Source organism: Variovorax sp. KBS0712 (assembly GCF_006323185.2).
GTDB classification, from domain to species: domain Bacteria; phylum Pseudomonadota; class Gammaproteobacteria; order Burkholderiales; family Burkholderiaceae_C; genus Variovorax; species Variovorax boronicumulans.
The window spans coordinates 3020036-3040593 of the sequence record NZ_VCCD02000001.1 but is presented as its reverse complement, the minus strand read 5'-3'; the positions used below and the strand labels follow the sequence as shown (position 1 = coordinate 3040593).

Sequence of the window (20558 nt, the reverse complement as noted above, 5' to 3'; positions counted from 1 at the left end):
GGGCGATGCCCGCTCAGTTCGCGTCGAAGCTGTCGCGGAACGTGAACCAGGTCGAGGCCAGCGACATGGCCGCCAGCACCAGCGCGGTGCCGATCATCAGGATGTTGCCGATCGCCAGGGCCGCGCCGTCGGAGCCCATGGCGCCGACGCCGATCAGCACGGTGGCGAGCAGGCCGATGGCGATGCCCGCGAGCATGAACACGCCGAACCACGCCAGGCCGAACAGCGCGTAGGCGCCGAAGTTGCGGAACAGCGCGACGATGCTGAAGAAGACGCTCTTCACCGGCTCCACGCGGTGCCAGTGCACCAGCGCCGGCGCATGCCACATGGCCAGCGACAGTGGCAGGTTCAGGCACATCAGCAGCGTGCGCGCCGTGAGGAACTCGCTGCTCTTCATGACCTCGGGCGTCACCACCTCGTCGAACAGGTAGGCGCGCATGAGCTGGCCGCCGTCGACCAGTGCCGTCAGCGTGACGGCCAGCACGAAGTACACGGCCGAGATCACGCCCAGCACCACCAGCGAGCGCCATTCGGTGCGCATGGCGTCGAACACCGCGATGAACATGGCCGAGCCCGTGGGGCGGCCCAGGTCGCCCGCGTTGCCCAGGCCGTCGGCGTTGTCGGTTGCTGCGACCGAGGTCGCGACCATCAGGCCGAGCGTCATGAAGGGCAGCAGGATCGGGGCGAGCACGCTGCCGAGCAGCGGCAGCATCGACACCGTCGAGATCATCGCCATCAGCAGGAAGAACAGCGAGATGAAGGCCAACGGCTGGCGCCAGAAGGTCTTGAGTCCGAGGCGGACCCAGTCGAAGCCGGTGCGCGCCGGCACGAGGTGGAGTTTCATGTGGGGGGTCAGAAGGTGTGAATGAATCCGGCGTGGCCGAGCAGGCCGCCCAGACGCGCCCAATCAAGGCGCAAAGCGCAGCCATAGCTTGGGCTATGGCGAGCATTTGCAACGCAGAGTGGGTGTGTCTGGGCGGGATGAGCGGGCATGGCGGGTTCGGTCACACCTTCTTTAGGCTGCCAGCGCCGGCTCTAAGACGTGGGCGATGGCGTGCGGGTGGGTGGCGCGCTCGCGCAGCACGCGCTCGAAGTGCGTCGGGTCGTGGGGCTTGAGCATGCTGGCCTCGCGTGGCAGGTGGAAGTCCCACAGGCGCGAGATCCAGAAGCGCAGCGCGGCGGCGCGCAGCATCGCGGGCAGCAGGGCGCGCTCGGAGGCGTTCAGCCTGCGCACGCTCTCATACGCGGCGAGCAGGGCGTCGGCGCGGGCGGCGTCGTGCCGGCCGCTGGCCAGGTCGATGGCCCAGTCGTTCAGGCACACGGCCAGGTCGAACAGCCAGGTGTCGGTGCCGGCGAAGTAGAAGTCGAACACGCCCGTGAGGCGCGGCGGCGCGTCGGGCTCGCCGCCGGTCGCGAACATCACGTTGTCGCGGAACATGTCGGCATGCACCGGGCCGCGCGGCAGCGCCGCGTAGGCCGACGATTCGGCGACATGGTTCTGGTAGGCCAGCTCGGCGCGCAGCAGCGCGGACTGCGGCTCGTCCATGTAGGGCAGCACCACCGGGGCGGTCTCGTTCCACCAGGGCAGGCCGCGCAGGTTGGGCTGGATGCGCGGGTAGTCGCGCCCGGCCAGGTGCATGCGGGCCAGCATGGCGCCCAGTTCGGCGCAGTGAGCGGCCGTGGGGGCCAGCTCGCTGCGGCCCGAGAGCTTCTGCACCAGCGCCGCCGGCTTGCCGGCCACGCGGTGCAGCAGCTCGCAGGGCGCCTGCGCGGGGATCGACAGCGCATGGCCGGTCGGCGGCGCCACGGCCGGGTCGGCCACGGGCGCGGGCACAGGCAGGCCGGCACCGGCCAGGTGCTTCATGAGGCAAAGGTAGTACGGCAGCTGCTCGGCGCTCAGGCGCTCGAACAGCGTCAGCACGAACTCGCCCGACTCGGTGGTGGCGAAGTAGTTGGTGTTCTCGATGCCGCCCTCGATGCCGCGCAGCTCGCGCAGGGCGCCCATGCCAAGACGCTGGACGAGCGCGTCTGCCTCGCCGAACTGGACTTCGGTAAAAACTGCCATGGCGATGCTCAGCGCCGGACGGCGGCTGCGGGAGAAAAGAGGGAGGGCGGGAAGGAGAACGACGACGTCACGGTCAGAACTTCAGCACGTTCCAGACACGCGGGCCGTTGCCGCCGCTGTTCGCGTCGCCGGTCGTGCCGGGGCGGGCGCTGCCGCCGTCGTTGGGCAGCACTTCGTAACCGGGCATGTTCGACTTGGGCTTGACGTTGATGCTCTGCGTGCGGCCGCCGTAGCGCACCTCGTCGACCGAGGCGCCGCTGTCTTCCGTGTGGATGTGCTCGACCTTCTGGTTGCGCCGGCCGTCGGCCTGCTCCTGATTTTGTAGCGGTTCCGCCGGGGCCGGCTTGGCGGCAGGCGCGGCCGGCGCCTGCGCGAGGGCGGCAACGGGGGTGGCGAAAGCCAGCGCCAGCAGGATGCGGCGGGCGACCAGGAGTGGGGAGCTAGGCATGCACGGATTGTAGGCGTGCACCCGCTGGCGGCGTGTCGGCCGCCAGCCGACCCTGGTGTCGTTCCGGACGCCGGTCCGGGCACGGCAAAATGCCCCGATGACCGACAAGAAAACGCTGCTGCTCGTCGATGGCTCGAGCTACCTGTACCGGGCCTTCCACGCGATGCCCGATCTGCGCGCCGTGCCCGGCGACCCGAAGAGCCCGGCCACCGGGGCGATCCGGGGCATGATCAACATGATGACCGCGCTGCGCCGCGAGGTGCGCGCCGACTACGCGGCCTGCATCTTCGACGCCCCCGGCAAGACCTTCCGCGACGACTGGTACCCCGAGTACAAGGCCAACCGCTCGCCGATGCCCGACGACCTGCGCAGCCAGATCGACCCCATCCACGAAGTGGTCAAGCTGCTCGGTTGGCCGGTGATTACCGTGCCCGAGGTCGAGGCTGACGACGTGATCGGCACGCTCGCCAAGGTGGCGGCCGCGCAAGGCGTCGAAGTGATCGTCTCCAGCGGCGACAAGGACCTGAGTCAGCTGGTCGACGAGCACATCACCATCATCGACACGATGAACGGCAAGAAGCGCGACATCGCCGGCGTGACGGCCGAGTTCGGCGTGCCGCCCAGCCTCATGGTCGACTACCAGACGCTCATCGGCGACACGGTCGACAACGTGCCCGGCGTGCCGAAGGTCGGTCCGAAGACCGCCGCCAAGTGGCTGCTCGAATACGGCTCGCTCGATGCACTGGTCGAACGCGCCGCCGAAGTGAAGGGCGCCGCCGGCGAGAACCTGCGCCAGGCGCTCGACAAGCTGCCGCTGAGCAAGCGCCTCGTCACCATCCGCACCGATTGCGACCTGAACGGCTTTGTCGAAGGCCTGCCCTCGCTCGAAGGCCTGCCCGTCGGCGCGCCGCAGGCGGCCGAGCTGAAGCCCTTCTACGAGAAGTTCGGTTTCAAGAGCCTCGTCAAGTCGCTCGAAGCGCAGGAAGTGCCGCCCGAGCTGATCGAAGAGAACGCCAAGAAGAAGGCCGCTTCCAAGGTAGACCGCGACCAGGGCGGCTTGTTCGACGAGCCTTCCGAGCTGGACGCCCAAGAGGCCGCCGCGCCCGCGAGCAACCTCAAGTACGACACCATCATGGAATGGGCGCAGTTCGACGCCTGGCTCGCGAAGCTCGAGGCCGCCGAACTCACGGCCATCGACACCGAGACCACCTCGCTCGACGAAATGGTCGCGCAGATCGTGGGCATCAGCTTCAGCGTCACGCCGGGCGAAGCGGCCTACATTCCGCTCACGCACAACTACCCCGACGCGCCCGCGCAGCTGCCCATCGACGAGGTGCTCGCCAGGCTCAAGCCCTGGCTCGAGAACGCCGACAAGAAAAAGCTCGGCCAGCACATCAAGTACGACCGCCACGTGTTCGCCAACCACGGCATCGAGGTGCAGGGCTACGCGCACGACACCATGCTGCAAAGCTACGTGCTCGAAGTGAACAAGCCGCACGGCCTGTCGTCCCTGGCCGAGCGCCACCTGGGGCGCAGCGGCATCTCCTACGAAGACCTGTGCGGCAAGGGCGCGCACCAGATCCCGTTCAGCCAGGTCGACATCGCCAAGGCCGCCGAATACTCGTGCGAAGACAGCGACCAGACGCTCGACGTGCACCGCACGCTCTGGCCCCTGCTGCAGAAGGAAGAAAAGCTGGCTTACATCTACCAGCTCGAAATGGATTCGAGCGAGGCGCTGTACCGCATCGAGCGCAACGGCGTGCTGATCGATGCGCCCACGCTGGCCGCGCAGAGCCACGACCTGGGCACGCGCATCATGGCGCTGGAGCAGGAGGCCTACGACATCGCGGGCCAGCCCTTCAACCTGGGTTCGCCCAAGCAGATCGGCGAGATCTTCTTCACCAAGCTGGGCCTGCCCGTGGTCAAGAAGACGCCGAGCGGCGCGCCCAGCACCGACGAAGAAGTGCTCGAGAAGCTGGCCGAAGACTACCCGCTGCCCGCCAAGATCCTCGAGCACCGCGGCCTGTCGAAGCTCAAGGGCACCTACACCGACAAGCTCGGCCAGCTGGCCAACCCGCGCACCGGCCGCGTGCACACGCACTATGCGCAGGCCGTGGCCGTCACGGGCCGCCTGAGCAGCAACGACCCCAACCTGCAGAACATCCCGATCCGCACGCCCGAAGGCCGCCGCGTGCGCGAGGCCTTCGTGGCACCGGCGGGCAGCGTGATCGCCAGCGCCGACTACTCGCAGATCGAGCTGCGCATCATGGCCCACATCAGCGGTGACGAGTCGCTGCTGCGCGCCTTCACCGACGGCGTCGACGTGCACCGCGCCACGGCCGCCGAGGTGTTCGGCACCACGCCCGACCAGGTGTCCAGTGAGCAGCGCCGCTATGCCAAGGTCATTAACTTCGGCCTCATCTACGGCATGAGCAGCTTCGGCCTGGCGAAGAACCTGGGCATCGAGACCAAGGCCGCGGCCTCGTACATCGATCGCTACTTTGCGCGCTACCCGGGCGTGAAGACCTACATGGACCAGATCGTGGAGTTCGCGCGCGACAAGGGCTATGTCGAGACCGTGTTCGGCCGGCGCCTCTACCTGAGCGAGATCAACGGCGGCAACGGCCCCCGCAAGAAGGCGGCCGAGCGCCAGGCCATCAACGCGCCGATGCAGGGCACGGCGGCCGACCTCATCAAGCTCAGCATGGTCAAGGTACAGAACGTGCTTGACGAAGAAAAGCGCGCCACCAGGATGATCATGCAGGTGCACGACGAACTGGTGTTCGAAGTGCCCGAGGCCGAGGTCGAATGGGTGCGCACCGAAATCCCGCGCCTGATGGCCGGCGTGGCGGCGCTCAAGGTGCCGCTGCTCGCCGAGATCGGCGTCGGTCCCAACTGGGACAAGGCCCACTGATCCCCACTGATCCACGTTCGCACGCCCCAACGAGACATCTCGAAGAAAGAAGAAGCACCTCCATGACACTCCAGCCCCGCACCTTCCTGCTCGCCGCCGTCTGCGCGGCCTTCCTCGGCACCGCTTCCGCTGCCCCTGATGCCCGCATCGCCGCGCTGGCCGCCAAGGAAAAGCCCGCCCTGCTCGAGACGCTGAAGGAGCTGGTCTCCATCGAGTCGGGCAGCCGCGACATCGAAGGCCTCGAGAAAATCTCCGACCTCATCGCCGCCAAGTTCAAGGCGCTGGGCGGCGAGGTCGAGCTCATCGACCCGAGCGCCGACGCCTACCGCATGGAAGACACGCCCGAGAAAATCGGCCGCGTGGTGCGCGCCACCTTCAAGGGCACGGGCACCAAGAAGATCATGCTCATCGCGCACATGGACACGGTCTACACCGTGGGCATGCTCAACAAGCAGCCGTTCCGCGTCGACGGCGACAAGGCCTACGGCCTGGGCATTGCCGACGACAAGCAGGGCGTGGCCGTCATCACGCACCTGGTGTCGATGCTGCAGGCGCTGAAGTTCAAGGACTACGGCACGCTCACCGTGCTGATCAACGGCGACGAGGAAATCAGCTCGCCGGGTTCGCGCGCCTTGCTCACCAAGCTGGGCGGCGAGCACGACGCCGTGCTGTCGTTCGAGGGCGCCTCCATCAAGGACGACAAGCTCTCGCTGGCCACCGCGGGCATCGCCTCGGTCACGCTGAACGTGGCGGGCAAGGCCTCGCACGCGGGCTCTGCGCCCGAGCTCGGCGTGAACGCGCTGTACGAGCTGTCGCACCAGATCCTGCAGATGCGCGACCTGTCCGACCCGTCCACGGGCCTGAAGATGAACTGGACCATCTCCAAGTCGGGCACCAACCGCAACGTGATTCCGGCCAGCGCCACCGCGGGCGCCGACGTGCGCGTGCTCAAGGTGGCCGACTACGACCGCATCGAGCAGCAGGTGAACGAGCGCGTGAAGAAGCAGCTGGTGCCTGACGCCAAGGTCGAGCTGAAGTTCGAACGCCGCCGTCCGCCGCTCGAGGCCACCGACGCGTCGCGCGCGCTGGCCAAGCACGCGCAGGCCATCTACAAGGACGAGCTGGGCCGCCCGCTGGGCGCCGACGACAAGGCCGCCGGTGGCGGCACCGACGCGGCGTTCGCTTCGCTCAAGACCAAGGCGCCGGTCATCGAGCGCTTCGGCCTGCAGGGCTTCGGCGCGCACACGGCCGACGCGGAGTACGTGCTGATCGATTCGATCGAGCCGCGCCTGTACCTCGGCGTGCGCATGGTGATGGACATCGCGACGGGCAAGACCACCGTCCGCTGACCGCCCCCGACCGCTGTCGGCCATGCGGCTGCGCCACATCGAGGTCTTCAACGCGATCATGCTCGCGGGCAGCGTGAGCGCGGCCGCGCGGCTCATCAACATCACGCAGCCGGCCGTGAGCCGCACGCTGCAGCACGCCGAGCTGCAGCTGGGCTTTCCGCTGTTCCAGCGCGCCAAGGGGCGGCTCACGCCGACCACCGAGGCGCTCACGCTGTACCCGCACATCGAGCGGCTGTTTGCGCAGCTCGACGAGGTGCAGCGGCTGGCGGCGAACCTGCGCGCGGGCAATGACACGGGCGAGCTGCGCATCCTCAGCGTGCTTGCGCTGAGCTACGAAATCCTGCCGCGCGCGCTCAAGGCCTTTCGCGAGATGCATCCGGGCTACGCGATCACGGTCGAGTCGCTGCACTCGCCGCAGATCATGTCGGCGCTGCTGCTGCAGGAGGCCGATGTTGGCTTTGCCTTCAGCCCCGCGGTGCACCCCTCGCTCACGCAGGAGACGCTGGCCGACAGCCGCATGGTGTGCGTCGCGCCCAAGGGCATGCTGCCGCGCGCGCTGGTGCGCAACGGCTCGGTGGCGCTGCACGACCTCATCGACCGCCCGGTGATCGGCCTGGACGGCCGCGACCCGGTCGGCACCAGCCTGAGCCAGGCCTGCCGGCAGGCGGGCGTGGGCTTCCAGCAGGCCGTGGTCACGGTGCAGACCTACCACGCGGCGCTGGCCATGGCGCACCACGGGCTGGGCGTGGCGCTGGTCGACGGCTGCACGGCGCGCTCGGCCGACCGCGCCAAGGTCGACGTGCTGACGCTGGAGCCGCACATTCCGGTGCCGGTGCGCGCGCTGCGCTTCGCGGGCCGGCCCGATTCGGTGGCGGTGCGCGGCATCACGCGCTGCATGCGCGAGGCCATCGAGCAGACCGCCTGAGAAAGATGCGGGGCATTCTCCCCGCGCCATAATCCGCGCCCATGCACGCCCTTCGAACCTTCTGCGCAATGCACCGCCTGGTGCTGGCGTGGTTCATGGCGTCGCTGCTGGTCGCGGGCGCATCGCCGCTCGTGAACCCGCAGGCGATGGAACTCGTGTGTTCCGCCGCGGGCACCGTCAAGCTCATCGTGCAGGGCGACGACGGCGCCACCGAAGTCGGCATGGCGGCGATGGACTGCCCGCTGTGCATGGTCTCCGGTCCGCCGCCCGCCGCCGTGCAGGTGACGCTGCCCACGCCGCTGCCGCTGGGCCGCGCGCTGCAATCGATTCCCGCTGCCCGCCTCGCGGCAGCCACGGCCTCGCCGCTGCCGGCGCGCGGGCCGCCCACGCATCTCTCCTGAGCTTCGTCGTTCCTGCACCTGACGCCGCCTGAACGGGCCGCGCGGTGCGTTCCCGGTCGTTGTGCGGCCGGCGCTGCGCTTCATTGTTTTCGCCAGCGCCGTCGCAAGAGAGATGCCATGCCCACCCTTTCCCGTGCCCCCGCTTTGGGGCTGCTTGCCTTGTTCGGCGCCGTCAGTTCGCCTGTCCAAGCCCAGACCACCGTGTCTTCGCTGCCTTTGATCGAAGTGGCCGACGACGCCCCGCGCCCCAACGGCCGGCTCGACCTCGACACGCCCGCCGACACCGCGAGCCGCCTGGGCCTCACGCCGCGCGAGACGCCCGCTTCCGTCACGGTGGTGAACCGCGCGGTGCTCGATGCGCGCGGCGCGCAGAACACGCAGGAGGCGCTGCGCGCCGTGCCCGGCGTGACCGCGCACGACGCGCCCGGCAACGTCGGCGTGAGCTACCGGGGCTTCGGCAGTGGCTCGATCGCGCAGCTGTTCAACGGCATCAACCTGCAGTACTCGATCGCGGCCCGCCCGGTCGACAGCTGGATCTACGACCGCGTCGAGGCCATCGGCGGCCCGTCAAGCTTCCTGTTCGGCTCGGGTGCGCTGGGCGGTTCGATCAACTACATCACCAAGGCGCCGGAACGCAGCGACTTCGCCGAGGCGCAACTGCGCCTGGGCACGCAGAACCTGAAAGAGGCCTCCTTCGGCCTGAACCGCCGCATCGCCGGCGACGGCGGCGCGGGCAGCCACTACGCGCGCATCGACGTGAACCACCGCGACGCCCACGGCTGGACCGACGGCACCAAGAGCAAGTCGACGCAGCTCGCGGCCTCGCTGCTGTCGGACTTCGGCGGCGGCCTGAAGCACACGCTGGCCTACGAGTACCAGGACGAAGACGTCACGCGGCCCTACTGGGGCACGCCGGTGCTGAACCCCGCGGGCGGCGAGATGCGCATCGACCGTGGCACGCGCTTCAAGAACTACAACAGCGCCGACGGCCTCTACGCGCAGCGCGTGCAGTGGCTGCGCTCGGTCACCGAATGGCAGGCCAGCGACGCGCTGCAGTTCAAGAACACCTTCTATGCCTACGACGCGCTGCGCGACTACCGCAACGTCGAGAACTACCGCTACAACGCGCGCAACACGGCCGTCATCCGCTCGGGCGCCTTGCTGCAGCGGCACGACCAGGACGTGTGGGGCAACCGCGTCGAAGGCCTCCACAAGGGGCAGCTCGGTGGGCTGAAGAGCGACTGGTCCTTCGGGCTCGACTTCAGCGTGAACCGGCAGACGCGCTTTCCCAACAGCCTGCCCGGCACCGTGAGCACGGTGAACCCGTACGTCTTCGCCACCGAGCGCTTCTTCGACGTGCCGGGCATGACGCCGGGCTTCCGGCCCGACCGCGACAACAAGGTGCGAACCACCGCGCTGTACCTGGAGAACCGCACCGCGCTGCAGCCGTCATTGCACCTCGTGACGGCGCTGCGCCACGAACGCATCGACCTCGACCTGGTCAACCGCCGCACGGTGGACGCGGCGAACCCGGCCACCTTCCATCGCGGCTACAAGCCCACCACCGGCCGCATCGGCCTGGTGTGGGACTTCGCGCCCGGTGCCAACCTGTACGCGCAGTACGCGACGGCGGCCGATCCGCCGTCGGGCGTGCTCTCGACCGCGTCGTTCGCCGACGTGCGCAACAACAGCGAGCTCACCACGGGCCGGCAGGTCGAGGTCGGCACCAAGCTCGATTTCTGGCAGGGCAAGGGCACGGCCACGCTCGCGGCCTACAGCATCCGCCGCACCAACATCGCGACGCAGGACCCGGCCAACAGCGCGCTCACGGTGCTGGTCGGCGAGCAGTCGTCCAAGGGCGTGGAGCTGGCGCTCGGGCTGCAGCCCACGCCGCAGTGGTCGCTGCAGGGCAACCTCACGTACGTCGATGCGCGCTACGAACAGTTCCGCCAGGGCGGCGTGTCGCTCGCGGGCCGCACGCCGACCAACACGCCGGCCGTGGTCGCGAACCTCTGGGTGTCGCACGCCATCACGCCGCGCCTGCAGGCCACGGCGGGCGTGCGGCATGTGGGCAAGGTGTACGCCGATGCGGCCAACACGATGCACTGGCCCGGCTACACGCTGCTCGACCTCGGGCTGAGCTGGCAGGTGAACCGCAACGTCACGGTGGTGGGCCGCATCCGCAATGCGACCGACCGTGTGTATGCCGCGAATGTCGGCGCAGGATTCGCCTACCTCGGCGCGCCGCGCACGGCGGATGTCTCGCTGCGCGTGAGCTTCTGACATGCATGCCAAACGCTGGTTGTTTCTGATCCACCGCTGGCTCGGCGTGGTCGTCTGCGCCTTCTTCGCGATGTGGTTCGTCTCGGGCGTGGTGATGATGTACGTGGGCTACCCCAAGCTCACCGAGGCCGAGCGTCTGCAGCACCTGCCGCCGCTCGATGCGGCCACGCCCTTGCTGGGGCCACGGCAGGCGCTCGATGCGGCCGGTATCGCGGGGCCGTTGCAGGACCTGCGGCTGGCCGTGGCCAGCGGCGGGCAGGCGGTGTACCTCGCGGTGCCGGCGAGCGCGGCAGAACCCGGCGCGCGCCGATCACCGCCGGGGCGCGGCGTGGTGGTCGTCGATGCGCAGAGCGGCGCCGTGCTGCGCCAGGTCGACGGCGCCCGCGCGCTCGTGAGTGCGCAGGCCTATGGGGGCGAGGCCGTGGTGCTCAGGTACCGGGGCACCATCGACGAAGACGCCTTCACCCATTCGCGCGGGCTCGATGCGCACCGCCCGCTGCATGTGGTCGACCTGGCCGATGCGCAGGCCACGCGGCTGTACATCTCGGGCCGCACCGGCGAGGTGGTGCGCGATGCACCGCGCGCCGAACGGCTGTGGAACTACGCCGGCGCATGGATCCACTGGCTGTACCCGCTGCGCGGCACGGGCCTGGACCGCTACTGGGCCGACATCGTCAACTGGCTGTCGATCGTCGGCATCGCCGTCACGCTCACGGGCACGGTGGTGGGCGTGATGCGCTGGCGCTTCCGGCGCACCTACAAGAGCGGCTCGCACTCGCCGTACCAGGGCTTCATGATGCGCTGGCATCACATCAGCGGGCTGCTGTTCGCGCTCGTCACGCTGACGTGGATCTTCAGCGGGCTGATGTCGATGAACCCCTGGCGCGTGTTCGACAGCGGTGCGCCGGCATTGCGCATGGCGGCGATGCAGGGCGGGCCGCTCGTCGTAGAAGCTGGCGATGCGGCGCCCGCTGCGCTGCTGGCTTCCACGCGTGGCGATGTCCGCGAACTGCGCTGGTTGCGCGCGGCAGGGCAGACGCTGGTGCTGGCCAGCACCGCGAGCGGCCGGCCGCTGGTGCGCGACGCGGCCAGCGCGCAGCCTCGGCAGATCGACCCTGCGGCGCTGCGCACCGCCGTCGCGCAACTGCTGCCCGACCCGGTCGCACGCATCGACGTGCTCACCGCCTACGACAGCCACTACTACACGCGCGACGCGCACACCATGACCGGCGGCAGCGAGAAGCCGCTGCCCGTCTGGCGCGTCGTGTTCACCGACGCGCACGCCACCTGGGTCCACGTCGATCCGCAGACCGGCGCCGTGCTCGGTCGCAGCGACAGCACGCGCCGGTGGAGCCGCTGGCTGTTCGCGATGCTGCACAGCTGGGACTGGCTGCCGCTGCTCGCGCACCGTCCGTTGTGGGACGTGCTGCTGGTCGCACTGAGCGCGGGCGGTGCGCTGCTGAGCCTGACCGGCGTGGTGATCGGCTGGCGGCGCCTGGGCCGCAAGCTCAGAAGCGCGACGGGGCCGCGTCCAGCGCCTGCGCGATCCGCTGCGCCGAGCCGAAGGCCAGCGTGAACCCCAGCGCGCCGTGGCCGGTGTTGAACAGCATGTTCGACGGCGCATGCGGCAGCCGCCCGATGATCGGCAGGCCCTTCGGCGTGGCCGGGCGCATGCCGGTCCAGGGGTGCAGTTCGGCCAGCCGGCTGGCGCGCGGGAACACGGCGCGCGTGGCGTCGGCCAGCGTCTCGATGCGCGTGGCCGGAATGCTCGCGTCGTGCCCCACGAGCTCGGCCATGCCGGCCACGCGCAGGCGCGAGCCGATGCGCGCGAAGACGACCTTGCGCGCGCTGTCGGTCACGTTCACGCGGGGTGCCGCGCCGGGGGCGGGGTCGACGTCGACCGTGATGCTGTAGCCCTTGAGCGGATACACCGGCAGGTAGGCGCCGAGCGCGCGACCCAGCTTGTGCGAGGCCGAGCCGAGTGCCATCACGAAGGCATCGGCTTCGATGTTGCCTTCACTGGTCTGCACGGCGGCGACACGGCCCTCGCTGCGCGCAAAGCCGTGCACGTCGGCACCGAGCAGGAACCGCACGCCGCGCGCGCTCAGTGCGCGCATCAGCTCGGCGCACACCTTGAGGCAGTCGGCCGCGCACTCGCTCGGCGTGTGGACCGCGCCCGCCATCTGGCCGCGGTAGTCCGCGAGCGCGGGCTCGATGGCCACGCACTCGTCGGGCGTGACGATGCGCTGCTCGCTGCCCAGGGTGCGCTGCAGTTCGACTTGTGCGCGCGCGCCGGCCAGCGAGGCGGCGCTCGCATAGAGCACGAGCTTGCCGGTGGCGGAGAAGTCGCAGTCGGGTGCGATGTCGGCCTGCATGGCCTCGAAGCCGGTGCGGCTCGCGGCCGCCAGCGCGAGCAGCTGCGCGGTGGTGTCGCGCGAGGTCGCGGCGTTGCACGCGGCCAGGAAGGCCAGGCCCCAGCGCCACTGCAGTGGATCGAGCTGCGGGCGCAGCTTCAGCGGCGAGGTGGGGGAGAACAGCAGCTTGGGCAGCTGCGTCCAGATCGACGGATCGGCCAGCGGCTGCACGTACGAGTAGCTCAGCTGCGCGCCGTTGCCGCCGCTGGCGCCCGCGCCGGGCGCCGCGCGGTCGATCACCGTGACCTGGTGGCCCTGGCGCTCGAGTTGCCAGGCGGTCGCCAGGCCCACGATGCCGGCGCCGAGCACGCACACATGCATGGAGGCAACTTTCCGGAAGTGAAGAAGAAAGGGAACAGAAGAGACAGCGTGCGACTGTAGAGGCCCCTCGCTGTGTCCGGAAATGCCAAAAGAACCCAGCCCATAACCTTTGGGCATGACCCCGGGGTTAATTGGAATTGTCCCGATGTGTCACTCCTTCTTACACTGGCTGTCTGTTCAATCCAACCGATGAAGGCTCGAATGAAACTCTCCGTTTTGATGGCGTCCCTGGCTGCCGCGGTCCTCTTCACTGCACCGGCCGCGCAAGCTGCCGACACGCTCGCCAAGATCGCCGAGTCCGGCAAGATCTCGCTCGCCTACCGCGAGTCGTCGGTGCCCTTCAGCTACCTGGACGGCCCCAACAAGCCGATCGGGTTCTCGGTGGAACTCTCCAACGCCGTGGTCGAGGCGGTGAAGAAGAAGTTGAACAAGCCCAACCTGCAGGTCTCGCTGATGGCGGTCACCTCGCAGAACCGCATCCCGCTGATCACCAACGGCACCATCGACCTGGAGTGCGGCTCCACCACCAACAACACCGCGCGCGGCAAGGACGTGGCCTTTGCGGTCAACCACTTCTACACGGGCACGCGCCTGCTGACGAAGAAGTCCTCCAAGATCAAGGACTACGCCGACCTCGCGAAGAAGACCGTGGCCAGCACCACCGGCACGACCAACGCGCTGGTCATGCGCAAGTACAACACCGAGAAGAACCTCGACATGAACATCGTGCTCGGCAAGGACCACGCCGACGCGTTCCTGCTGGTCGAGAGCGACCGCGCCGTGGCCTTCGCCATGGACGACATCCTGCTGTTCGGCCTCATCGCCAACTCGAAGAACCCGGCCGACTACGAAGTGGTGGGCGAGTCGCTGCAGGTCGAGCCCTACGCCTGCATGCTGCCCAAGGACGACCCGGCCTTCAAGAAGCTGGTGGACGACACCTTCACCGCGATGATGAAGAGCGGCGAGTTCGAGAAGCTCTACACCAAGTGGTTCATGCAGCCGATCCCGCCGAAGAACGTGCCGCTGAATCTGCCGATGAGCGACCAGCTGAAAGAAAACCTGAAGGCCTTCAGCGACAAGCCAGCAACTTGAGTTCGCCCCCAGGCTGCGCGCACTTCGTGTCGCTTCGCCAACCCCCTACCGGGGGCAATACCAGCGGCCCGGCAAAGCCGGTTCCGCGGTATTCCTGAAACAGAGAAAGACCATGGCTTCGACGAACGTAGTTGGCATTTTGGGGGGCATGGGCCCCGCGGCGGGCGCCGACTTCGTCCGGCTCTTCGTGCAGGCCTGCGCGCAGCAGATGCGTGCGCGTGGCGAGCCGGTGCGCGACCAGTCCTTTCCCGAGCACTGGCTGGCGCAGGTGCCGGTGCCCGACCGCACCGGCGCGCTGGCCTCCGACGCGCAGGGCGCGCACCAGCCGCTCGAACCGATGCTGCAGGCGCTGGGCCGGCTGGCCGCGCTGGGCAGCCGCGCCGTGGCCATCGCCTGCAACACCGCGCATGCGTGGCATGCCAGCCTGCAGGAACGCTTTCCGCAGGTCGAGCTGCTGCACATGGCGCGCGAAACCGCGCAGCACCTGGCCGCGCAGGGCGCGACCGAGGTGGCGCTGATGGCCACCGAAGGCACCTACCGCGTGCGGCTGTATGAAGAGGCGCTGGCCGAGGCCGGCCTGGGCTGCCATGTGCCGTCGGCCGACGAGCGCCAGACCATCATGCGCGGCATCTTCGACGGCGTGAAGGCCGGCAACCTGCCGCTGGCCGAACGCTGCTTCTCCGAGGTCGCGCTGCGGCTGGCCGAACGGCACGGCCCGGTCACGATCATCATGGGCTGCACCGAGGTGCCGCTGGGCCTGCAGGGCTCGGCCGCGGTGGCGGGGCTGCGCCTCGTCGATCCGGCGCAGGTGCTGGCCGAGGCGCTGGCACGGCGGGCTTACGGCACGTAGCCGCAGCCCGAAGCGGCCCGGCTGCTTTACGGTCCGGTCATACGGCCCGGCCCGATTTCGCCTACATTGCGGCGTGCGTTTTTCTACGCCACACCCCCTTGTCAGACGATTCAACCGGAGCCCTTGCATGACCTCCTTCGACGACAACCGTTCCGAATTCGATTCGCTGCGCCCCGGCGACAGCACCGAGCAGGGGGCCACGCGCCGCACCGCGCTCAAGGCCGCCCTCGGTGTCGGCTACGCCGCCGCCGTGCTGCCAGTGGCCGCGCAGACGACCATCTCGACCCCGGCCGAAGGCCTGAAGGCCGGCCCGATCAAGTACACCGTGAACGGCTTCGAGGTGCCCGCCTATGCCGCGGCGCCGGCCGGCAAGACCGGGCTGCCGGTGGTGCTGGTGATCCAGGAAATCTTCGGCGTGCACGAGTACATCGCCGACACCTGCCGCCGCTTCGCCGAACTGGGCTACCTGGCCATCGCGCCCGAGCTGTACGCGCGCCAGGGCGATCCGCGCGGCTACACCGACATTCCCAAGCTGCAGGCCGACATCGTCACCAAGGTGCCCGACGCGCAGGTCATGGCCGACCTCGACGGCGCCCTGGCCTGGGCCAAGGCCAACGGCGGCGACACCGCCAAGGCCGGCATCACCGGCTTCTGCTGGGGCGGGCGCATCGTGTGGCTCTATGCGGCCACCGGCAAGGTCAAGGCCGGCGTGGCCTGGTACGGCCGACTGGTCGGGCAGGCCAGCGAATTGCAGCCGAAACACCCCGTCGACATCGCCGCCAACCTGCAGGCGCCGGTGCTCGGCCTGTACGGCGGAAAAGACCAGGGCATCCCCCTTGACACGGTTGATAAGATGAAAGCTGCTCTGGCCGGTGGGACTCCGGCGGCCAAGGCATCGAGCTTCGTCGTGTACCCCGAAGCAGGCCACGCGTTCCACGCCGACTACCGCCCCAGCTACCTCAAGAGCGCCGCGGAAGACGGCTGGCAGCGTGCCACGGCCTGGTTCAAAGCCAATGGTGTCGCCTGACCGAAGACGGCGCCCGTAGCCACCTGCCGCCGAAGGCCGTCCGAAGTGACGGCCTTTCTCTTTTTATGAACGGAACAAGGCCGTACCGGCCGTCCCTCTTGCGCAAGCAGCTATGAATTTGATAGTAATTCTCGTGGCGACCCTGGTCGCCGGCATCGGAAGCGTCTGGCTCGCGGCCCTGCTGCTGCGCGTGGGCGTGCGCAGCGGCGGTGGCGGCGTGAACCCGCAGCACCTGCTGAGCCTGGCGGCCGGCGCGCTGCTGGCCACTGCCTTCATGCACCTGCTGCCCGAGGCCTTCGAAAGCCGCATCGAGCCCGCGCTGCTGTTCGCGGTGCTGCTGTTCGGGCTGGTGTTCTTCTTCCTGCTCGACAAGGCCGAGCTGTGGCACCACGGGCATGAGCACCATCACGGCGATGCCGCACCGGCGAAAGAGGGCGCGCATGACCACCACGGCCATGATCATCACGACCATTCGCACGCTCATCACCACCACGCACCGCCCACGGGCGGCGGCGGCTGGGCCGTGCTCACCGGCGACAGCGTGCACTGCTTCGGCGACGGCATCCTGATCGCCTCGGCCTTCGTGGCCGACATCCGCCTGGGCCTCGTGGCCGCGCTGGCCGTGCTCGCGCACGAGGTGCCGCACCACATCGGCGACCTTGTCGTGCTGCGCCAGAGCTCGGCCAATTCACGCGCGGCGCTGGTGAAGGTGTCGCTCGCGGGCACCATGACCATGCTCGGCGGCATCGCGGGCTGGTGGCTGGTCGACCAGCTGCATGGCTGGCTGCCGTACTTCCTGGTGCTGGCGGGCAGCAGCTTCGTCTACGTGGCGCTGGCCGACCTGATTCCGCAGCTGCAGAAGCGCCTGCCCGCGCGCCAGACCGCGGCGCAGATCGCGTGGCTCGCCGCGGGCATCCTGCTGGTCACGCTCGTGAGCCGGCTCGCGCACGGCGAGCATGGCCACGAGCATGGCCATGACGAAGGACACGGCGAGCACGGCCACGTCCACAAGGACTGACGACAACGCGTATGGGTGGCCTCCGGTGACGGGAAACTTTCCGACACCGACGTCAGCCCGTCGATCCACCGCAAGGGGCAAAACAGGCGCACCATAGAGGGCCGTTTACTCATCTGCCGAGGAATTCGATCATGACGCCCCAAGCCGATGCCACCGCGCGCTCCGCCTCGTCGTCCGAAGACGACGATGACGACAGCACGCCTGCCGACGACTTCGACGAACTCGAAGCCGATGCGTCCGACGACCTGTCGGACGAAACGGGCATCGACCTCACCGATGCCAGCGAGCTCGATGCCGACAACGTGCCGGCCGACGAAGAGTTCGACCGCGTGATGAACGCGCCGGACTGATTCGCCTGACCCAGCCCGGTCAGGCCGGCTCGGGCCAGCGCGCCTGTGCCGGACGCACCGATTCGTAGAAGCGCGCCATCTGCAGCACGCCCAGGTCGTCGAAGCGACGCCCCGCGATCTGCAGGCCGATCGGCAGGCCATTTTTCGCATGGCCGCAGTTGATCGAGGCGGCCGGTTGTTCCGACTGGTTGAACACCGACGTGAAGTGCGAGTCTTTCAGCAGGTTTTCCGAGCCGCTGTTGATGGCGTCCGCCGCGAAGGGCAGCACCGGCGACACCGGCGACAGCACGTAGTCGAAGGGCTGCGTGGCCGCCACGGTGGCCGCGCGCAGCGCCTGCATGCGCGTGAAGGCGCGGAAGGTGTCTTCGGGCGTGAGCGAGGCGGCGAACTCGGCCGCCTGATGGATGTAGCCGGCCGCGAGCTTCGCGCGCTCCGGTGGCATCGCAGCCAGGTCGACGCGGCAGCGCATCGTGAAGAAGTGGGCCATGCCCATGCGCATGTCCAGCGTGCTCCAGTCGGCCAGCGGCTCGACGATGGCTCCGGCCTGCTCGAACAGGCGGGCCGCGGCCAGCACGGCCTCTTTCACTTCCGCATCGATGGGCCAGCCGCCCATGGTCTCGGTCCACAAGCCGATGCGCAGGCCCTTCACGTTGCGCTCGAGCCGCTGCCACGCGAAGTCGTTCGGCGGCAGGCTCATGTAGTCGCGCGCGTCGGGGCGCGTCACCACCTGCATCAGCAATGCGGCGTCGGCCACGGTGCGCGTCATCGGGCCGATCACGCGCGCCGCGGCGGGCGGGTCGACGGGAATGCGGCCCTGGCTGGGCTTGAGGCCGAACACGCCGCAGAAGCTGGCCGGAATGCGCACCGAGCCGCCGATGTCGGTGCCCAGGTGCAGCGGGCCGTAGCCCGCGGCGGCAGCGGCGCCGGCGCCCGAGCTCGAACCGCCGGTGTTGCGGCCCAGGTCCCACGGGTTGCGCGTGAGCGCGTGGAAGCTCGAGGGCGCCGCGCCGAGAAAGCCGAAGTCGGGCATCGTCGTCTTGGTCACGATCACCGCGCCGGCTTCGCGCAGGCGCGCGGCGGCGGGGGCGTCGGCCGCGGCGGGCGCCAGCACGGTGGCGGCGCTGCCGATCGGCGTGGGCGTGCCGCGCGTGGCGATGTTCTCTTTCAGCGTGACCGGCACGCCGTCGAGATCGCCCTGCGGCTTACCCTGGGCCCAGCGTGCCTCGGAGGCGCGCGCCGAGGCCAGCGCGGCTTCGGCGTCCAGCCCGTAGGTGGCGTGGATGTGCGGCTCCCAGCGCTCGATGCGCGCAAGCACGGCCTGCGTCACCTCGACCGGCGACAAGGCGCGGTCACGGTAGCGTTCGAGCAACTGGAGGGCACTGAGTTCGTACAGGGGTGTGGTCATGTCTTCGTTTCTTCTTGGGGTGGAGGGATGAAGGTGGGTTGAAAGAGAGGAGGGCGACGGCGCTCAGCCGCCCCCGAACGCATAGCCCTGGCCCGGCGCCGCGGCCAGCAGCGTGCGCGTGTAGGCCTCGCGCGGCGACAGCAGCACGTCGTGCGCGCTGCCTTGCTCGACGATGCGGCCCTTGTGCATCACGATCAGGCGGTCGCAGATCTGGCTGGCCACGCGCAGGTCGTGGGTGATGAACAGGATGCCGATCGACAACCGCTGCTGGATCTCCGCGAGCAGCTTCAATATCTGGTCCTGCACCGACACGTCGAGCGCCGACACGGCCTCGTCGGCGATCAGCACGCGCGGCTCGCAGGCCAGCGCGCGCGCAATGCACAGGCGCTGGCGTTGGCCGCCCGAGAACTCGCTCGGGTAGCGGTGCAGCACCTCGGGCTGCAGCCGCACCAGCGCCATCAGCTCCTCGGCGCGCTGCCAGGCCTTGGCGTGCGGCACGCCGAAATTCACCGGCCCCTCGACGATCGACTGGCCCACCGTGCGGCGCGGGTTGAGCGAGCGGTTCGGGTCCTGGAACACGACCTGCACCATGCGCCGGAACGCCGAGCGCTGCGCGCCGCGCGAGCCCTCGATGCCCGGCACGCGGATGTCGCCGTCGGTCGGCTCGATCAGCCGCGCGATGCAGCGCGCCACGGTCGACTTGCCCGAGCCCGATTCGCCCACGATGCCGACCGTCTCGCCCGCATGCAGCTTCAGCGACACGTCGGCCGCCGCATGCACCGTGCGGCGCTTGCCGGGCCAGCTGCCCGTGCGGTAGACCTTGCCCACGCCGCGCGCATCGAGCAGCGGCGCCTGGGCGTCGATGGGTGCGCGCAGCACGGGCGCCAGCCGCGGCACGGCGTCTAGCAGCATGCGCGTGTAGGCCTCCTTCGGTCGGCGCAGCACCTCGTCTTTCGGGCCGCTCTCGACCTGCCGGCCCAGCTGCAGCACCACCACCTGGTCGGCGATGTCGGCCACCACGCCGAAGTCGTGCGTGATGAATAGCACGGCGGTGCCGTTCTCCTGCTGCATCTCGCGGATGAGCGCGAGGATCTCGGCCTGCGTGGTCACGTCGAGCGCGGTGGTGGGCTCGTCGCAGATCAGCAGGGCCGGGCGCAGGATCAGCGCGATGGCGATCACGATGCGCTGGCGCTGGCCGCCCGAGAGCTGGTGCGGGTAGGCGTCGTAGATGCGCTGGGGCTCGGGCAGTCGCACGCGCTCGAAGATGGCCAGCACGCGCGCGCGGCGCGCCGCGGCGCCCAGCGTCGTGTGCTCGGCCAGGATCTCGTCGACCTGCGCGCCGCAGCGCATCACCGGGTTGAGCGCGGTCATCGGCTCCTGGAACACCATCGCCATGCGCGCGCCGCGCAGGGCGCGCAGCCGCGCCGGGCTGGCCGCGAGCACGTCCTCGCCCTGCACCTCGATGCGCCCGGCCGAGGGCCGCAGCGACGCGGGCAGCAGGCCCATCGCGGCCTGCGCGATGACCGACTTGCCGGAGCCCGATTCGCCCAGCAGGCACACGACCTGGCCGGGCATCACGTCGAACGAGATGCCGTGCACCGCGTGCGCGCGGTCGGCGCCGGCGGGCAGGTCGATGGCGAGGTCGCGCACCACGAGGCAGGGTGCGGCGGAGGTTGTGGAAGTGGGGGATGTCATG

17 protein-coding genes are annotated in these 20558 nt (G+C 69.3%); 11 read left to right on the top strand and 6 right to left on the bottom strand.

The genetic code is table 11. From position 1 onward, the window contains the following. Nucleotides 1-13 precede the first annotated feature (13 nt). From FFI97_RS14055 to FFI97_RS14045, 3 genes are all read right to left on the bottom strand, one after another. A complete protein-coding gene (locus FFI97_RS14055; protein WP_095744262.1) occupies nt 14-844 on the bottom strand; it encodes a BPSS1780 family membrane protein in 831 nt (276 codons plus the stop codon). 171 nt (nt 845-1015) lie between these two features. Further along, nucleotides 1016-2065 (bottom strand): homoserine kinase, encoded by a 1050-nt coding sequence (locus tag FFI97_RS14050; protein ID WP_139701911.1) that lies wholly within the window; start codon nt 2063-2065, stop codon nt 1016-1018. Nucleotides 2066-2138: 73 nt separating this feature from the next. Continuing rightward, the gene (locus FFI97_RS14045) at nt 2139-2513 is read right to left on the bottom strand and encodes a hypothetical protein (protein ID WP_062468938.1); all 375 of its coding nucleotides are present in this window, start codon (nt 2511-2513) and stop codon (nt 2139-2141) included. Nucleotides 2514-2610: 97 nt separating this feature from the next. Here FFI97_RS14045 and polA point away from each other — a divergent pair, with 97 nt between their 5' ends. The 6 genes from polA to FFI97_RS14015 all read left to right on the top strand — a co-directional run bounded on the left by polA (nt 2611) and on the right by FFI97_RS14015 (nt 11961). Continuing rightward, nucleotides 2611-5427 carry a DNA polymerase I gene (gene polA / locus FFI97_RS14040; protein ID WP_139701910.1) on the top strand — a complete coding sequence of 939 codons (2817 nt, stop codon included), beginning with the start codon at nt 2611-2613 and terminating at the stop codon, nt 5425-5427. 62 nt (nt 5428-5489) lie between these two features. After that, nucleotides 5490-6776, top strand: coding sequence for a M20/M25/M40 family metallo-hydrolase (locus FFI97_RS14035; protein WP_139701909.1), 1287 nt, complete (start codon nt 5490-5492; stop codon nt 6774-6776). 22 nt (nt 6777-6798) lie between these two features. Further along, nucleotides 6799-7701, top strand: coding sequence for a LysR family transcriptional regulator (locus FFI97_RS14030; RefSeq protein WP_062468929.1), 903 nt, complete (start codon nt 6799-6801; stop codon nt 7699-7701). 41 nt (nt 7702-7742) lie between these two features. Further along, complete coding sequence (locus tag FFI97_RS14025) at nt 7743-8102, top strand: hypothetical protein (RefSeq protein ID WP_119555953.1); 360 nt, start codon at nt 7743-7745, stop codon at nt 8100-8102. A gap of 117 nt (nt 8103-8219) precedes the next feature. After that, nucleotides 8220-10385, top strand: a complete 2166-nt coding sequence (locus FFI97_RS14020; RefSeq protein ID WP_139701908.1) for a TonB-dependent receptor — start codon at nt 8220-8222, stop codon at nt 10383-10385. 1 nt (nt 10386) lies between these two features. After that, nucleotides 10387-11961 (top strand): PepSY domain-containing protein, encoded by a 1575-nt coding sequence (locus FFI97_RS14015; RefSeq protein ID WP_139701907.1) that lies wholly within the window; start codon nt 10387-10389, stop codon nt 11959-11961. Here the strand turns inward: FFI97_RS14015 and FFI97_RS14010 are convergent. Continuing rightward, nucleotides 11894-13120 (bottom strand): D-amino acid dehydrogenase, encoded by a 1227-nt coding sequence (locus FFI97_RS14010; RefSeq protein ID WP_139701906.1) that lies wholly within the window; start codon nt 13118-13120, stop codon nt 11894-11896. The two genes, FFI97_RS14015 and FFI97_RS14010, sit on opposite strands and share 68 nt — an antisense overlap. Nucleotides 13121-13321: 201 nt before the next feature. Here FFI97_RS14010 and FFI97_RS14005 point away from each other — a divergent pair, with 201 nt between their 5' ends. From FFI97_RS14005 to FFI97_RS13985, 5 genes are all read left to right on the top strand, one after another. Then, nucleotides 13322-14212: a transporter substrate-binding domain-containing protein gene (locus FFI97_RS14005; protein ID WP_062468917.1), complete on the top strand. Its 891-nt coding sequence runs from the start codon at nt 13322-13324 to the stop codon at nt 14210-14212. A 112-nt stretch (nt 14213-14324) separates the two neighbouring features. Next, nucleotides 14325-15062, top strand: a complete 738-nt coding sequence (locus tag FFI97_RS14000) for an aspartate/glutamate racemase family protein (protein ID WP_139701905.1) — start codon at nt 14325-14327, stop codon at nt 15060-15062. Nucleotides 15063-15189: 127 nt separating this feature from the next. After that, nucleotides 15190-16089 carry a dienelactone hydrolase family protein gene (locus tag FFI97_RS13995; RefSeq protein WP_139701904.1) on the top strand — a complete coding sequence of 300 codons (900 nt, stop codon included), beginning with the start codon at nt 15190-15192 and terminating at the stop codon, nt 16087-16089. A gap of 112 nt (nt 16090-16201) precedes the next feature. After that, nucleotides 16202-17107, top strand: coding sequence for a ZIP family metal transporter (locus FFI97_RS13990; RefSeq protein WP_139701903.1), 906 nt, complete (start codon nt 16202-16204; stop codon nt 17105-17107). Nucleotides 17108-17238: 131 nt separating this feature from the next. Further along, entirely contained in the window at nt 17239-17457 is a 219-nt protein-coding gene (locus FFI97_RS13985; protein WP_062468907.1) for a hypothetical protein, read from the top strand. A 19-nt stretch (nt 17458-17476) separates the two neighbouring features. On the opposite strand, the gene FFI97_RS13980 is transcribed toward FFI97_RS13985, so the two are convergent. Continuing rightward, nucleotides 17477-18862, bottom strand: a complete 1386-nt coding sequence (locus FFI97_RS13980; protein ID WP_139701902.1) for an amidase — start codon at nt 18860-18862, stop codon at nt 17477-17479. A 63-nt stretch (nt 18863-18925) separates the two neighbouring features. Continuing rightward, the gene (locus tag FFI97_RS13975) at nt 18926-20557 is read right to left on the bottom strand and encodes a dipeptide ABC transporter ATP-binding protein (RefSeq protein WP_139701901.1); all 1632 of its coding nucleotides are present in this window, start codon (nt 20555-20557) and stop codon (nt 18926-18928) included. Nucleotide 20558: the final 1 nt, after the last annotated feature.